The following is a 15,725-nucleotide window of genomic DNA, read 5'->3' as shown; positions in this document are numbered from 1 at the left end:
CAATCAGAGTGGGAGTTCTCTCTTTGCCAGTTTGCGTCATCTACCGCCCTGATGCTGAAGTGACGCTCTGTGCAGTCGGGACCTGCTTAGCAATATCGGTAATTTCTACTTAAGTCTGAGAGGACAAATTGCTACATTAAGCACCTGTACAAATCAGGGACGAATCAGCAATGTCTGGCTATGAGTTTGAAGACGACAAAGGAAACCGCTACCGGATCACCAAAGGAGCTGGCCCCGGGTATGTTCATCCCGAGAATATCGGCGCCGGAAGCACCTTAGTCGCATCGGATATCTTCCGTGATGTTCCATTTCAATCTGTAGCCGGAGCAGGCAACCACTTCTGGTTCGATGTTCTGAGCAAAATACCTGATCTCCCTCTTCCACCCAAAGACGCACTGTCTACTGCGGTCGCCGGGTCTTATCTGACCGTTGAAAAGCTCGATACCGCGCTGGCCGTGGATGACGATGTAGCGGATACCCGACCAATCCTGCGTATTCAGATTCAACAGGCGCTTACTGAGATCATCGCGGGGGAACGCGCCGAAGCTGCTATGCACCAGCGCCAGATGGACAAAGAAGGAGCGGTCACCAAAGGCCTGATTTATACCGGTGCCTTTATGCAGGGGATCGGCAGTTCCGCTTGGGGAGCAGTGCTCTGGGCGAAAGAAGTCAGCGATCTTGTTAATCCCGTATTACTCATCAACCAGCAGGCGAAAGCCATTCAGGAAGGTTGGGAGTCCGATAGTTTCTACGACAAATACCGCGACAGTGTGCTCACAGCGCAGAAGCGTGAGTTGGTGGAGGTACTGGGCTTTGATCCAACTGCCATTACCGAACAACAGATTGACGAAGCCATCGCCATGGCGCAGCTGGTGCTCGATGATCCAACCTTGCGTGACATGCTCTATCGCTTTGTTAAAGACTACGCCGAAGCTCAGCATGCAATTGAAGTTACCGAGGTCGCGGGGTCCGGTGCATTTGAACTCATCCTCACGATAATTCTGGCAGCAGCGACCGGCGGCGTTGGTGTTGTTGCTGCTGTTGGTAGCAAGACGGCATTGATCCGTAAATTCCGCAAAGTCGGTGACTCATTAAGTGATTTCGCTAAAGTCAGCCGCAAGCTCAAATTGCAGGGTAAAAAGCGTAAGGCGAAAACCGGTAAAGCGGACTTTAAACAACTGGAACAGAGTCCAGTTGCGGTCAATAAAACAAACACCGACGGCGCAAATTCCGGAAAAAGCAGCCACGCCGATGCCGAGGCGGCGAAGTCATCCCCGGATGCCGAAGGCGCAAGCCATACCGAAGCCAGTAAAACCTGCACCAATGGCTGTCCGATCAGCATGGTTAACGGTGAAGAATTACTGGAACTGGTCGACTTCGAAATGGCAGGCCCGATTCCTTTCACCTGGAAACGTGTCTACCGCAGCAGCAATCTCAAACAGAATAATGGCCTCGGCTATGGCTGGAGCTCACCATTAAATCGCCGCTTATTTGTAGGCCAACAGGATATTCAGTACTTCGATGACCAGGGTCGATCCATTAATTTCAACCCGGTAAATGTCGGCGGCAGTTGTCGCAACAGAACTGAAAAGTTAATCCTGACCCGCACTGCAGAAGATGAATATCAGGTAGCCAATGCCAACGGCCAGGGCATTACTTACCACTTTGCCTCAGGCGCTGCGCGCGCTACCTATCGCGTGACGCGCTGGACGGATAATAGCGGCCATCAGGTGAATTTTGAATATCAGAATAATCTGGTTAAGCGCATCACGACCTCTGAAGGCGAAGAGTTACAGCTGACCCACGATAACAAAGGTCATGTAACGGCCGTAGATCGCGTATTCCGCCCTGAAAGCCGCCCACAATATGTGAGCCGTCAGGTTGCCTATGAGTTTAATGAAAGCTCAGATCTGATTACCTCATTTGATGAAATGGGGCATACCCAGCACTTCCGCTACGAGCAGCACCTGATTCAACAGCGTACGCTTAAGTCTGGCTTCAGTTATTACTTCGAATGGACGCATATCGGTCCGGATGCACGCTGCCTGCGTAACTGGGGCGACAAAATTAATGGCGAGCACGTCTACGACTATAAATTCGAGTGGGATCTGGATAACCGCACCAGCCATGCGACCGACTCCCGTGGTGGCCGCCTTTCTTACAAATTTAACCGCTTGGGTTTGCCTGTCTGGATTCGTCAGCCAGAAGGCGACGAAACACGTTACGAATACGACCGCAGCGGTAACCTGATCAAACTGACTGATCCGGCCGGCAACACAGAGCTGTTCCAGTACAACCACAATGGTCACCTGATCAGCCACACCAATAAACTGGGTTACACGCAGAATTTCCGCGTTAATGGTACTGGCCAATTAATCGAAGCCAAAGATCCGACCGGAGCAACATGGCAGCGTAAATACGACGCGCAAGGCCGTCTGATCAGTACCGCTGATCCAGCCGGGCGCTCCGTGCGAATGGATTACACCCCAGAAGGGCTTCTTGCGGGTGTCACAGATGCTGACGGCAATAAAACCAGTTATGTCTGGGATAACCACCGCCGTATTACTGCCGTGCGCAATCCATTGGGTTCGCATACCCGTTACTCCTACAACGAACGTGGACAGGTTACGCGGGTGGTTTACCCGAACCAGCAATCGCAGAACTTTGAATATAACGATGCAGGTCAGTGCATTGCGGTAACTAACAGCGACGGCAGCCAGACCAATTACCAGTACACGCCACATGGCCAGCTCGCGGCTGTGTCAGATCATACGGGTCGAACCACCCGCTACGAATACGACTGGCTATCTCAGGTCAGCCGTCGTGTAGACGCCAGCGGCCAGGCATTTAATTACCACTACGATGCTGAGCGGAACCTTGTTGGTTTAACTAACGAAAATGGCGAACGTTACCAGCTGAAATACGATGGCAACGAACGCCTGATCGAAGAAATTGGCTTCGATGGCCGGGTACAGCGTTACCAATACAATATTGCGGGTCACCTGATTCAGAGCGAAGAATACCGCTACATTAACAGCGAAATTCTGCCGGTAACCCGTATTGCCTACCGTCGTGATGCCGAAGGTAAATTGCTGTCTCAATGGCAGGAGCTGGGCCGAGGAAAAGAAGTAAACGAGCTGATTGCCGAATACGGCTACGACCCGGTAGGCCGACTGCTCAGCGCCAATAACCCGCACCGTCAGCTTAGCTGGGCGTATAGCCCGACGGGGCAGGTGATCAGTGCGATGCAGGACAAGCACGAGCTGATTCATAATTACGACAGCTCCGGTCGTCGCAGTGCGACGCAATTGCCGGGTGGTGATGCCATCCATTACGGCTTTAATCCGTTAGGTCAGACCGCATCGGTTCACTGGAATGACCAGCTGATCGCCAGCTTCACTCACGACGATGCGGGCCGCGAAGCGCTGCGTCAGTTAGGTAATGGCTTACAGCAAACTCAGAGTTTTGATCCGCAGGGGCGTTTACAACAACAGACCCTGATGAAAGCGGGCGCCACCGACGGTCACCAGCAACCACTGAACAAACGTAGCTACCACTACAGTGCAGCAGGGCAGATCAGCCAGATCGATGATCAATTGCGCGGCAGCACCCAATATCACTACGATCAGATTGATCGCCTGATAGAGGTCAGTGGCCCGCAGCCAGAACAGTTTGTACACGACCCGGCGGGCAACCTGCTTGGCTCACCGGACGAAGTAAATGGCCAGAACCGTAGTGGGCAGGTCACTGGTAACCGCCTTAATTTTCAGGGAGACCGCCATTACAGCTACGACGACCAGGGCAACCGCGTTGAAGAACGCCGTGGTAAAGACGGCCGCCAGACCACGCGTTACCGCTACGACCATCAGAACCGACTAACCGGCGTAGCCAAAACCATTGGCGACACCATGCGCATTACTGAATATCAGTACGACGCACTGGGCCGCCGTATCCGTAAGGTAAATAAAGACGAATCAGGCAACGTCACCGGCGGTACTGAATTCTACTGGAATGACGACGTACTCCTGAGTGAACAACCGGCAGGCATCAGTGCTGAACAGCAAGGCACCACCAAGGTGTACGTTTTCGAGCCTGGCACCTTTAAGCCGCTGGCGTTTGTTCAAGGTAGTAAGATCAACCACTACCACCTTGACCACCTGGGCACACCACAGGAAATCACCAACGCCAATGGCGAACTGGTCTGGACCGCACAATACAAAGCCTACGGCTCGTTAGCGCTTGCCGCCGTGCAGCAGGTAGAGAACAACCTCCGATTCCAGGGGCAGTACTACGACGAAGAAAGTGGCCTGCACTACAACCGCCACCGTTACTACGACCCGGAATGCGGCCGGTTTATCAACCAGGACCCGATTGGGCTGTTGGGTGGGGATAATAACTACCTGTATGTGCCTAACCCAGTGACTTGGGTGGATCCGCTAGGGTTGAGTTGTAAGGAGATGCCGATTACTGATCCGTCCAGGTTGCTTCCGGCGCCAAACTCATTGACCCCCGAGATGCCAGGTGCGGAAATTGTTAGTGATATTCTTCCTGAAGGATTTACCTTCAATCAAGCTGTATCTCCAGGGCAAAAAGCCCCCGGAAAATTCGGTACGACAGACAATATACCAAATGTTGACTATGTTCGAAACGAACTAGCTGTTATTCCCGATTTTAAAGCGGAGATATCTGGTGTGCGGACGGTTAGGGTTAAGCGCCCAGTTCGAGCTCAAATGAGTACAGTTGGCCCGCAAGTTCAAGATGGTGTTGTATATCCGGGCGGCGGATCTCAGATTGATGTTCTGGAGTATGATCGGAATAATCCATTTGTTGAGTTTGTAGGTGATGAAACTCCAATTAAATAGGGTGTGAATATGATAGATAACTGTATTTCTACTGACTCAGGCAAGACTATCGAGTGGGAGTTTAACTCTCGTAAGATTGTAAAAAAATACGACTACCAAGTTTATTTTGAGATTGGAGGGGCCGGGGATTATATTGTGGTTGTTGAACCTGATAATGAATTTAGCCCAAATAATGCGATAATATTCAACCCGGATGGGACGGAGCGAAAGAGAATAATTAATCCATTGTCGAATGACGGTGCTATATGTTTTGGTGACGTATATCGTGAGCGAGGATCAATTGTTCTTGTGTCTATATGTCCTCGTGCAAATTATGTTTGCGTTATAGATAGTGATGGTGGAATTACGAGCTTTCACGAGACGAGATAGTAACTACAGGGAATATTCCTTTCCCTTGTTTACACGTTGTGGATGTGAGTCCTATTTGAAATGACGAAGATTACTTATCCGAAGTATTCAGATGATTATGATCCTATCTCAGTTGCTTGGAGTTGTGATGAATCGGAGGTTGAGATTGATTTTTACAAGCCTATTTCTGCAGTTTTTTCAGAGTCAATGAACAAGGTTGTAGTGGAAGTTTTCGATGATGGGGTTATAAATTTCTATGATTTAAATGGGATTCTTAGTAACTCATTTTCTATTCCAGAGTTGGATGGATACAAATACAGAGGGATAAATAAGAATCTTAAGTCTAAAACGGGTGTTTCACTTCTTTTTTACCCGGTCAGGAAAGATGTTGGCAGTGAATGGCGGGAGATTGAGCAGTACGAGTTGGTGCCTGTAGAGGAGACGTTGCTGGGAAGTTATCTAGGAATTTACCGATAAATCTGAAATCCGGAAGATAACTGCTAAGGCATATATGGACGCTCCACCGGAAACTACTAAGCGAGTTACAGTTAGATCTTGGCTCGTTCTCGAGTAAGATGTTGAATATTACCTTTGATAATCTCGTTTTTGTTGTTGAAAGTAATCCGTCTTTTAAGGTTACTCCTAGTTTCTAGATGCATGTAGCAGTCGTTGCGAGTTTTTTAGTGAGTTTTGGAGCGTTATGGGGCTTTTAAAGGATATTGAGGATACGTTCGAACTTTGGAGGAGATCATCCTTGGTTTATAAGATTTTATCTTTCTCTTTCGCTATGGCACCTTTGGCATCTATTTCTGATTCTGTTTTTCAATGGAAAGGTTTTATTTTATCAGGAGTTGAGTTTTATCGGACAGGCGTACAATTTTGGTTTCGAGAGGCTCTTTTTTATGTTGGTTTTGAAAGAAGTGTTCAAGTTGTTGATTACTTGATTTTTATTGGTGTTTTATACTTATCCTCAATTTATTCTGTTTTTATGATTTCTGAAATTTCTGTTAAAAGTAGATTGCTTTTGTCTATTAATTATATTTCCGCATTTTTTGTTTTGTTGCTTTTGACCTCTTCATCTTCGGGTGTTGCGTGGCTTCAATGGTTAGTCCCTATTGTTATGTATATTTCAATTCCGATTATTTTAGATTATCCGTATAAAATATCATGGTATGCGCCATTCATTTTTGCGATCGCCTCAGTTCCCATCTTGGCAGCTGTGAATATTGGGCTGACGCGTACCTCTTGAAGGGAAGTGGCAACTATTAAGACATATATAGATGTCTCCAGTGGTGCTGCAAAGCGGAGGATAACGTGTATGGGATATGAACCGCCAAAGCCTGTGCCTGCAAACGAGGTAATATTTGAAGCGACAAAGGAGCATCAAGGCGAACCTGTCTCGACAGGATCAATGTTTCATTTAAGCCCTCAGCAGTTGTTGGCTTGCCGGGATAGGGCATTGCAAGGTGACGTAGATAGTGCTGTGAAATTGTATGAATTCTATACATTCTCGGAAGTTAATAATAATGAACGATTATTTTGGATGAAAATATCTTCTGAGCTTGGTAATGCTACCTTGCAATACAACTACTCATTGTATCTATTAGAAGAAGGTGATCGAGAGGAAGCGATTAAGTGGGCCAATATCTCATCCTCAAACGGGCATGTAAAATCTAAAGAAATGCTTGATGATCTGACATTGAAATGAAGCTGCGTTGTATCTATCTTGAGAGTAATTACAAATATTTAAAATAAACAGGATTGGTTTTGTCGAACGTCAGTATCCAAGAAAGAATCACGCACCTCGCTAATCAAGGCCTATGGTTTCCTCATTCGTCTGAAAATATAGTGGGTAGTGAAGTCGGCCAGGGGACTCTGTTGGATAGAGCCCGAGGGGCAATGATCGGCTGTGCGGTTGGCGACGCCTTAGGGACGACTCTCGAATTTACACAGCCAGGCACATTCGATCCTATCAGCGATATCGTCGGTGGTGGCCCATTCAATTTGCAGCCCGGAGAGTGGACTGACGATTCCAGTATGCTTCTATGTCTGGCCCACAGTCTGACGAGAAGTCGTGGGTTTAATTTGCAGGATCAGATTGAACTCTACGTAAAATGGTGGAAGGAAGGCGCATTCAGGAAACTACTGGAACTACTGAGACAGTCATAGTAAGAGAGAATGGCTGGTTTCTGAAGCGTAAAACTTACCGATAGAAAATAGTTTATGGAAAACTAAAGTGCTGGCAACTTTTTGTGTTGTTTTGAACAGAAATTACGAATAGGAAGCGAGTAAAATTCTCAGAGTATCTGATGATGTTGCGGCTTAGGTTTTTTGCTTCAGGAAAGACGCAATTTACAGGCGGCAATGCCAGCAGCCCGCCTGCGTTCTCGTTAGTCGTCCCAGAATTTTGTGATTTTAGATTTTACTTCGTGAGCGGCACCGACAATACCTTTGAACTCCGATTCGAAATTTTGGCTAGTTTACAGCTGGCATTGTGAGATCTATATGAGTGATTACAATGAAAAGTACGATTTACTGGTATCCTCTGCGGTAGCTGCCCTAGAAGAACTAAAGAAATTTGAGAATCAAGGTTCTTCTTACCCTTGGGTTGAATCTATAAAGAATCAGATCGAATTCATTAAGACCCATGCCGAAAATAGAAAGAACCCCGTAAAAGAATTGGGTAATGGTAAAACCTTCAATTACGGTATTGTGTCTTCCCGGAATTTGACCTCGCCAGATGAGGAGGTCTTGAAAGACAAGTTGGATGATGTGACCGAAAATTTGCAAAATGTATGGGACGATTAGAGTGGTATCATTCTGACGGCAGCGGAAGACGGGCAATGTTAAGTATAGAGAAGCTTAAGCTTGAAGCGAAAACTTTAGAGAAGATGCTCTTGGCAAGTAAAAGTAGCTTTGCGCCCGAAGCATATGAATCACTCAAGCCATATTTTTCAAAAATTCAATCTATGGATCATTATGAGCCACTAGGAAGAGTAAGATTAGTCAGACTATTCATGGAAACCGATCTTAGTGACGATAAGAATCTTTTTGAATGCTACGGGAGGTTTGCGAATCTAGTAGAGGGGGTTAGTGTTTAAGTATCATATTATCCATATATTTAAAGGAAATTATTCAATAGCCTTGGTCAGGCGAGCGAATACCATAGTTATTTTCATGGGGAAGCATGTCGCAGAAGATAGCCATAGTTAGGCTGTTAGCGAGCGTGACCGGCTTCTGTAACCTAACACTTACCGAGAACAAATTGATTGTTGAACATTCAACTGCTGTCGGCGTTTTGTGTCTTCCCAGCGGAAATCTCGAATTGGAAGCGAGTAAACGTCTCAGACTCACCTGATGATCATACGGAGTGAGGGATTACTTCAGTACAGGCGTATTTCGCGGGCCGCAATATCAGCAGCTCTCGTCGATCTTAAAAGAACGGTCAGATTCAATGACTCTGTGTCACAGTAGCGCTTCCGCTCTTTGACCACCTTGCCGCCCGACATTCCTCCCCTGAGGTTTCTATCCCATCCTTTAGTGGTTAGAATACGCCCAGATTTCAAAACCGGTTAAGGTAACTCTCATGGCATTAATCAGTATGCGTCAGATGCTGGATCACGCAGCCGAGTTCGGCTACGGCGTACCAGCGTTCAACGTAAACAACCTCGAACAGATGCGCGCCATCATGGAAGCGGCAGACAAAACGGACTCTCCTGTAATCGTACAGGCCTCTGCAGGTGCTCGTAAGTACGCAGGTGCTCCGTTTCTGCGCCACCTGATTCTGGCTGCCATCGAAGAATTCCCGCATATCCCGGTATGTATGCACCAGGATCACGGCACCTCTCCGGCGGTATGTCAGCGCTCTATCCAGCTGGGCTTCAGCTCGGTAATGATGGACGGTTCTCTGGGTGAAGACGGTAAAACTCCGACTTCCTACGAGTACAACGTTGATGTGACTAAGCGCACTGTGGATATGGCTCACGCGTGTGGCGTATCGGTAGAAGGTGAGCTGGGTTGTCTGGGTTCTCTGGAAACCGGTCAGGCCGGTGAGGAAGACGGTATCGGTGCGGAAGGTATCCTGTCTCACGACCAGATGCTGACTGACCCTGAAGAAGCGGCTGACTTTGTTAAGAAAACTGGCGTTGATGCGCTGGCGATTGCTTGCGGTACGTCTCACGGTGCCTATAAGTTCACTCGTCCACCAACGGGTGACATTCTGGCTATTGACCGTATCAAAGAGATCCACAAGCGTATTCCGGGTACTCACCTGGTGATGCACGGTTCTTCTTCTGTGCCTCAGGAGTGGCTGGCGGTGATCAACGAGTTTGGTGGTGAGATTCCAGAAACTTACGGTGTGCCGGTTGAGCAGATTGTTGAAGGTATTAAGTACGGCGTTCGTAAAGTGAACATCGACACCGACCTGCGCCTGGCGTCTACTGGTGCGATCCGTCGCTTTATGGCTCAGAACCCATCTGAGTTTGACCCACGTAAGTACCTGAAAGAATCTGTGAAAGCGATGACTGAGATCTGTATCGCACGTTACGAAGCGTTCGGTACTGCGGGCAACGCTTCTAAGATCAAAGCGATCTCTCTCGACGATATGTTTGAGAAGTACCAGAGCGGTGCACTGGATCCAAAGATCGGTTAATCCGGCTTTCGATCTGAACTGAAAGAGGCGCCTCGGCGCCTTTTTTATTGCTTGGTCTAAAGCTCTGGTACGAGCGTTACAACGCAGTTTTATGATCTGCGAGGTACTGTGCCAGTGAACGTGGCGCATTGCCTGTGACCTTTTCAACAGCATCGGTTACGGTTGCCGTCCAGCCTTCACGGACCGGATAGAAGATTGAGGTCAGGAATTCGGCGTAATCCTTCGGCAGTCCGGCATCGACCATGCCGTCGATAAAGTCTGCATCGCTGATGGCGTTGTAGCTGACGGCTTTGCCGGTTGCTTCACTAATCATGCTTGCCGATTCCGCGTAAGACAGTGCTTCGGGCCCGGTGAGATCCAGCGCCTGGTTATCGAAGGCATCGCTGGTGAGGGCTCGAGCTGCGACCGCTGCGATATCGCGTACATCAATAAAGGCTGATTTGCCTTCACCTGCGGGCAACGCAATGACGCCCTGATCAATGCCAGCTTTCCAGAAGGTATGGAAGTTATCCATAAACCAGTTCGGACGCAGGATCACGTAAGGAATACCTGCGGCTTCTAAGGCCAGTTCAACTTTACGGTATGGGATGCTGTCGTCGGCGTTCACGCCGAAGGCGGTCTGAAGCACGACTTTCACACCATGTTCTTTTGCCGCGGCAATGACGGGTAGCAGCAGTGTGTCGGCACCGGTATAGCCGCCAGCGAGCATGACGTAAGCAGCGTCAATGCCTTCGAAGGCCGGACCAATCGTTGCCGGATCGAAATAATCAAACACGACGCCCTTTGCTGCACCGATATCTCTACCTGAGCGTGAAGCCGCTTTAACAGTGACGCCCTTCTCCAGCAGTGCGCTGACCAATGGCTGGCCAACATGGCCGGTTGCGCCGAGTACGAGTACGTTTGTCATAGAAGTATCCTCTATTGGTTAAGTAAGTATCTAAAAGAAACCATATGAGTAATGTATACTCATGCAGACTCGAACGTAAGAAGGCACTTTTACGTAACATGGTTTCCTCTGGGTAACCCAGGGTGAGATGCAGACTGAGGAGTTATCACTTGGAATTTGCTTACGATATATACGAAAACCGCTGCCCAACGCGGTTAGTACTGGACCGGCTTGCGGATAAATGGGCATTGCTGATTCTCGACCGGCTCCAGTCAGGCCCGGTGCGCTTCAATCAATTGAAGCGAGATATCAAAGGAATCTCACAGAAGGTATTGTCGCAGACACTTAAAAAGCTGGAGCGGGATGGACTGTTGGTACGGGAGGTATTTCCAACCGTTCCAGTGACCGTTGAGTATTCGCTGTCGGAACTCGGGACCACCCTGAACGAGAGTGTCTCTGCGCTGGCTCACTGGGCCGAACATAATATGGATGCGGTGCTCGCAGCTCAGTCAGAGTACGATAACCGAGCACCATGATAGCTGGCAGGTAATAACTAAGAAAAGAAATGCCAGTTTGAGGTTTGTCTGGTTTTCCTATCGGGACAGCGTGCTATATTTCAGTAAAGTCTGATCTGGAGCCATTCGGATGGCGTCGCTAAACGATGATTCGGTTAATCTGGCGGATTTGCTGGATGCCAGTCTTGCTCTCAAAGGTGAGCAGGCTATTGCTGTGGTGATTACCAGTCTGATTCGTTCAGCGCGAGAAAAGCTCCGGATGGAAGTCGGTTTTGTTTCGCAGCTGGTCAGTGGTATGCGCGTATTCCGTTATGTCGACGCTGCTATGTCAGTGTCTGTGATTCATCCCGGAGACGCTAACTTTCTGGAAGAAAGCTTCTGTCAGCGGGTCATCGACGGCCGGCTTCCTCAGCTTATGCCCGATGCCAGAGCACATCCTGCCGCATCTAAACTGAAAGCGACGCAGGAGATGCCTGTCGGAGCACATATCAGTGTTCCTGTAACTCTGTCAGATGGGTCAGTTTTCGGGACCTTCTGTCTGTTCAGCCGTTATGCGATTCCCGGATTGAATCATCGCAGTCTGGCGATGGTAAGGATATTTGCCGACATTATTGCTGAGCTGGTCGATAAAGCCTCGAACAGTGACCCTCAATCGGTACACCTCAGGCATGAAATTACAGGGTTATTTGCAGAGAAAGCGCTCACTTTTGAGCCGCAGGCAATACTCGACCTGAATACCAGGAAGGTACTGGGCTACGAGCTGAAGCCGGTGCTGAGCCACAGTGGCGGGAGTCTGCGCTGTGCAGAGCTCATGATTCGTGAGGCGGACCGGCTTGGGTTATCCAGCATGACCGGCGTTGTTCTGATGGAAAGCATGTCAGCGGAGATCGCGCGCCTAGAGAGCTCTGCGTATTTCGTGATCAATATTACACCGGCCATGCTGCTGAAGTTTGATTTTACAGAATGGCTTTCCCCTGAAGTGAGCCGAAGGGTAGTTCTTGAGTTTTCGGAGCATGATCAGATATCCGGGTACCTGGAAATTAATCAGCGACTTCAGGAACTTCGTGATGCGGGGATGCGGGTTTCTGTCGATGGTGCAGGGGCTGGATATGCGAGCCTTCGTCATATATTACAACTGCGTCCCGAGTTCATTAAGCTTGATTCCAGTCTGATCAGGGGAGTATCAGAAAATCGTGATCAACAGGCGCTTGTTGAGGCGGTACTGCTTTTTGCGAGGAGTCAGGGGTGTGAACTTCTCGCTGAGGGTATTGACGATAATAGGGATTTAGAATACCTGATTCACGCCGGACTCAGCACTGGGCAGGGACCTTATTTCTCCTGAGCCAGAAAGTTCCGTTCAGATGGGGAATTATCCGGTCATTTATGTGGTATTTTGCGACAAGATGATATCTGTGGCGCTTTTTTGTTATTGCTGTATGGGCATGAGGGATGTTTCTCTGGCCGGTCCTAGTCGGCTTATGTGACAACAAAATGACGCGAATATGTCACGACAACCCCCTACTTCAGTCGTATTCGGACACTATGCCATCCACAGTCTGAGCAATTTCTCTCTAATGTCGTGATTTGTAGCCCTTTTAGCCTCATCGGCTGACTCTTTGCGCCATCCACCATTTTTTGATCTGACTTCGTCTCGGTAAGAATTGGGCGCTTGTGGCACATGTTTAATTACGACAGAGTGCTATAGTTCTCCAGTAACACAGTCCGAGGGCAACGTAAGATGGACAGACACCCCGATGTCGCGAGGCAACTCGCGGAGGTGATCAATGACCAGTCTCCACAGAGTGCGGAGACTTTGAAAACGGCAATATCGAGCCTGATACGCTCGGTACGTGACCGTCTGGATATGGAAGTCGGTTTCCTTTCAGAATTCAATGAAGACCAGCGGGTTTTCAGGTTTGTTGATTGCGCGCGGGATGCCAACCTGGTGTCTGCGGGCAGCTGTGGACCGCTGAAAGACAGTTTCTGCGAGATGATTGCCGACGGCCGCCTCAGTCAGTTAGTGCCTGACACCGCAGCCAGCGGTGAGATGGATCTCGTGCCAGAATTTTCTTTGATTCCTGTGAAATCTCATGTGAGCGTGCCCGTCGTATTATCTGATGGTCACACGTTCGGAACTTTCTGTATTTTCAGCCGCGAAGTAAAACCTGAGTTAAACAATAAAAGCCTGTTGCTGGTGCGGGTCTTTGCCGATGTCATCGCTGCGCTGATAGAAGATGCGCGGAAGGGCAGTGAAGAGAACCGCAAGCGTCAGGATATGATTCTTGGGCTGCTGGAGCGCGATGAATTACTACTGCATGCCCAACCCATCTGTGGCTTGCATGATAAGGGTATCCAGGGGTTTGAGCTTCTGGCCCGCCTCTCAACGGATCTGGATCTTTCTCCCGCTCAGCTATTTATTGATGCTGACCGTCTCGGTTTGTCAGCAGCCATTGGAATGCGGGTGATTGAGAAATCCCGCCATGCTCTTGCTGTTCTGCCCGAAGATGCGTATGTCTCAATCAATGTCACGCCAGCGTTTCTCGAGGCATGCGATATTACCGGGATATATTCCCCAGAAGAGAGTCAGCGCATTGTTCTTGAGCTGACAGAGCACGAAGAAATCGCAGATTACGATCTGCTCAATGAGAAGCTCCGCCCATTACGGGAATCCGGTATGCGTCTGGCGATTGACGATGCGGGTGCTGGCTACGCAAGTATGCGTCACATCCTGCTTCTCAGTCCGGATATGCTTAAGCTTGATATGAGCCTGATCCGGGACATCGATCAGGACAGAGACAAACAATCGCTTGTTGCAGCACTTCGTGGGTTTGCTCAGGTGCAGGGTTATAAGGTGGTGGCAGAGGGAATCGAAACCGAAGCCGAACTGGCCGAGCTCGAAACCCTTAATGTCTGCTGTGGCCAGGGTTACCTTCTGTCACGGCCTCAGCCTTTAGATACATTCCGTAAGTAGTACCTGCCCCGAAGTTGATTGCACTGCGCCTCAACTTCGGGAGCACTTTTTCTTAATTTCGCCCTGAATGTGCGTCGCAGATCAGTTGAGATTTACTTTGAGTCTGTTTCAGCGAGATCGTATCTCCTATCTCATACCAGTCAATCCGCCTTGTCATAATCATAAACACACTAAGCATCATAAAGAGAAGTATACTTCCCATAAGTAACGCATAGTCCTCTGCGGATATGATCCCGTACAGCAATCCATACAAGATTGTGATCATTGTGGTGAAACTAACAACTCCCTTCCAACTTGCGAGTAATGATGACAGGTAGCTTGAAATGAGCAGGGTTGATGCCAGCGAAGCAAGCAGGTAAGAAAAGGCGAAACCAAAGTGTTCAGATAGTGACAGAAGCAGAAGATAGAACACCGCCAGTGCCAGCCCTACGAGAACGTATTGCACCGGATGTATCTGGATGCTTTTAAGCACTTCAAACAAAAAGAAGCCAGTAAATATCAACACAATAAAAAGAACAGCGTATTTAGTTGCACGTTCGGTTTTTACATACTCATCTACTGGTTCAATAAAGCTGACACTGAGATTATTTGATTTAAATGCCTCGCAGGTCTCGTGGATAAAGCATTTATCAAATGTATCTTGATAACTATTCGAAAGGTAGCTGGTTGCCCAGTCAGCGGAGAAACCATCCGGGGAAACATCTGACGCTCTTGGTAATAGTTGTCCCTGAAAGCTTGGATGTGGCCAGTCTGATGTCATAGACACGTGGGTTTCTTTTCCTGTCGGTGAAATACTTAGGCTGGATGTGCCCTGTAATTTAAGTGGAATTAGTATATCCAGAGTCTGGGATGCGCTGTCACTGTTCAGTGGCAATATGGAGTGCACTCCTTCTGATAGCTGTGGCAGATGGCTGCCAGGGATGATAGCCAGTGACTTGCTGTTAACCGTGAGGCCGGGGAGGCTTTCGATTCCACGGACATCGCTTATACCCAAAGATACGATAGCGGTTTTGAACTGATAGTCATCCAGCTCTTCTGTAATTCCGAAGTTAGCAGGAATGACGAACTTTGCTCTTATTGTGTTATCGGAGTGGTACAGTCGTGCTGAGTAGATTCCCCGGTAACGCTCTTCTGTCCAGAGGGCTGACTCGATTTCCAGGTCGTCGGGAGAAAAATAAAGCTGACCGTCGGTGTAGGTGTAAGAGATCTGTTTACCACCATCTTTGTTGAAGTAAGTCGTGCTGGACCTCTTTACATACGGGACGACTACTATCGGTCCCGTAATAATCTGAGCTTCGCTTGAGCTTTGGGAAATGTTGTGAAGTACAGATGCCTTGAAGGTCTGGCGCTCGTAAACCTTACTATTGATCATGCTTATTGGCAGCATGAGAAACAAAGATATAGCCGCGATGGTCAGTATCTTAATCGTTAATGTACGCATGGAGTTCTCCTCTTTCATTGTTAAGAGGATAGTGCCAGTAGAACGTGAGGT

General features: G+C 48.5%; 12 protein-coding genes. 10 read left to right on the top strand and 2 right to left on the bottom strand.

All coding sequences use genetic code 11. From position 1 onward, the window contains the following. The first annotated feature begins 170 nt into the window (after positions 1 to 170). The 7 genes from Q1L85_RS11820 (at position 171) to fba (ending at position 9,861) form a co-directional block, all read left to right on the top strand. Positions 171 to 4,862 carry an RHS repeat-associated core domain-containing protein gene (locus Q1L85_RS11820; protein ID WP_300433216.1) on the top strand — a complete coding sequence of 1,564 codons (4,692 nt, stop codon included), beginning with the start codon at positions 171 to 173 and terminating at the stop codon, positions 4,860 to 4,862. Between the two features lie 429 nt (positions 4,863 to 5,291). Further along, a complete protein-coding gene (locus Q1L85_RS11815) occupies positions 5,292 to 5,687 on the top strand; it encodes a hypothetical protein (RefSeq protein WP_300433214.1) in 396 nt (131 codons plus the stop codon). Positions 5,688 to 5,964: 277 nt separating this feature from the next. After that, positions 5,965 to 6,459 carry a hypothetical protein gene (locus Q1L85_RS11810; RefSeq protein ID WP_300426830.1) on the top strand — a complete coding sequence of 165 codons (495 nt, stop codon included), beginning with the start codon at positions 5,965 to 5,967 and terminating at the stop codon, positions 6,457 to 6,459. Between the two features lie 69 nt (positions 6,460 to 6,528). After that, complete coding sequence (locus tag Q1L85_RS11805; RefSeq protein ID WP_300426828.1) at positions 6,529 to 6,918, top strand: hypothetical protein; 390 nt, start codon at positions 6,529 to 6,531, stop codon at positions 6,916 to 6,918. Between the two features lie 170 nt (positions 6,919 to 7,088). Next, the gene (locus tag Q1L85_RS11800) at positions 7,089 to 7,379 is read left to right on the top strand and encodes an ADP-ribosylglycohydrolase family protein (protein ID WP_300426827.1); all 291 of its coding nucleotides are present in this window, start codon (positions 7,089 to 7,091) and stop codon (positions 7,377 to 7,379) included. 336 nt (positions 7,380 to 7,715) lie between these two features. Continuing rightward, the gene (locus Q1L85_RS11795; RefSeq protein WP_300426826.1) at positions 7,716 to 8,018 is read left to right on the top strand and encodes an immunity protein Tsi6 family protein; all 303 of its coding nucleotides are present in this window, start codon (positions 7,716 to 7,718) and stop codon (positions 8,016 to 8,018) included. Between the two features lie 778 nt (positions 8,019 to 8,796). Continuing rightward, positions 8,797 to 9,861, top strand: coding sequence for a class II fructose-bisphosphate aldolase (fba, locus tag Q1L85_RS11790; RefSeq protein ID WP_300426825.1), 1,065 nt, complete (start codon positions 8,797 to 8,799; stop codon positions 9,859 to 9,861). 76 nt (positions 9,862 to 9,937) lie between these two features. Here fba and Q1L85_RS11785 read toward each other — a convergent pair whose 3' ends face one another. After that, positions 9,938 to 10,768, bottom strand: a complete 831-nt coding sequence (locus tag Q1L85_RS11785) for an SDR family oxidoreductase (RefSeq protein ID WP_300426824.1) — start codon at positions 10,766 to 10,768, stop codon at positions 9,938 to 9,940. Positions 10,769 to 10,917: 149 nt separating this feature from the next. Here Q1L85_RS11785 and Q1L85_RS11780 point away from each other — a divergent pair, with 149 nt between their 5' ends. The 3 genes from Q1L85_RS11780 (at position 10,918) to Q1L85_RS11770 (ending at position 14,233) form a co-directional block, all read left to right on the top strand. Next, positions 10,918 to 11,283, top strand: coding sequence for a helix-turn-helix domain-containing protein (locus Q1L85_RS11780; protein ID WP_300426822.1), 366 nt, complete (start codon positions 10,918 to 10,920; stop codon positions 11,281 to 11,283). Between the two features lie 109 nt (positions 11,284 to 11,392). Beyond that, complete coding sequence (locus tag Q1L85_RS11775; RefSeq protein ID WP_300426820.1) at positions 11,393 to 12,604, top strand: EAL domain-containing protein; 1,212 nt, start codon at positions 11,393 to 11,395, stop codon at positions 12,602 to 12,604. A gap of 396 nt (positions 12,605 to 13,000) precedes the next feature. Next, on the top strand, positions 13,001 to 14,233 hold the full coding sequence (locus tag Q1L85_RS11770; RefSeq protein ID WP_300426818.1) for an EAL domain-containing protein: 1,233 nt from the start codon (positions 13,001 to 13,003) through the stop codon (positions 14,231 to 14,233). A 52-nt stretch (positions 14,234 to 14,285) separates the two neighbouring features. Here Q1L85_RS11770 and creD read toward each other — a convergent pair whose 3' ends face one another. After that, a complete protein-coding gene (gene creD / locus Q1L85_RS11765) occupies positions 14,286 to 15,674 on the bottom strand; it encodes a cell envelope integrity protein CreD (RefSeq protein ID WP_300426816.1) in 1,389 nt (462 codons plus the stop codon). Positions 15,675 to 15,725: the final 51 nt, after the last annotated feature.

Source organism: uncultured Thalassolituus sp. (assembly GCF_950066645.1).
Classification (GTDB): domain Bacteria; phylum Pseudomonadota; class Gammaproteobacteria; order Pseudomonadales; family Oceanobacteraceae; genus Thalassolituus.
The sequence above is the reverse complement of the archived record's forward strand: the minus strand, read 5'-3'. Positions and strand labels throughout refer to the sequence as shown.

What these genes read in the sequence shown, in the direction of transcription:
- Q1L85_RS11820 (WP_300433216.1), top strand. Translation starts at nt 171, where the DNA reads ATGTCTGGCTATGAGTTTGAAGACGACAAAGGAAACCGCTACCGGATC.
- Q1L85_RS11815 (WP_300433214.1), top strand. Translation starts at nt 5,292, where the DNA reads ATGACGAAGATTACTTATCCGAAGTATTCAGATGATTATGATCCTATC.
- Q1L85_RS11805 (WP_300426828.1), top strand. Translation starts at nt 6,529, where the DNA reads ATGGGATATGAACCGCCAAAGCCTGTGCCTGCAAACGAGGTAATATTT.
- Q1L85_RS11795 (WP_300426826.1), top strand. Translation starts at nt 7,716, where the DNA reads ATGAGTGATTACAATGAAAAGTACGATTTACTGGTATCCTCTGCGGTA.
- fba (WP_300426825.1), top strand. Translation starts at nt 8,797, where the DNA reads ATGGCATTAATCAGTATGCGTCAGATGCTGGATCACGCAGCCGAGTTC.
- Q1L85_RS11785 (WP_300426824.1), bottom strand. Translation starts at nt 10,768, where the DNA reads ATGACAAACGTACTCGTACTCGGCGCAACCGGCCATGTTGGCCAGCCA.
- Q1L85_RS11775 (WP_300426820.1), top strand. Translation starts at nt 11,393, where the DNA reads ATGGCGTCGCTAAACGATGATTCGGTTAATCTGGCGGATTTGCTGGAT.
- Q1L85_RS11770 (WP_300426818.1), top strand. Translation starts at nt 13,001, where the DNA reads ATGGACAGACACCCCGATGTCGCGAGGCAACTCGCGGAGGTGATCAAT.
- creD (WP_300426816.1), bottom strand. Translation starts at nt 15,674, where the DNA reads ATGCGTACATTAACGATTAAGATACTGACCATCGCGGCTATATCTTTG.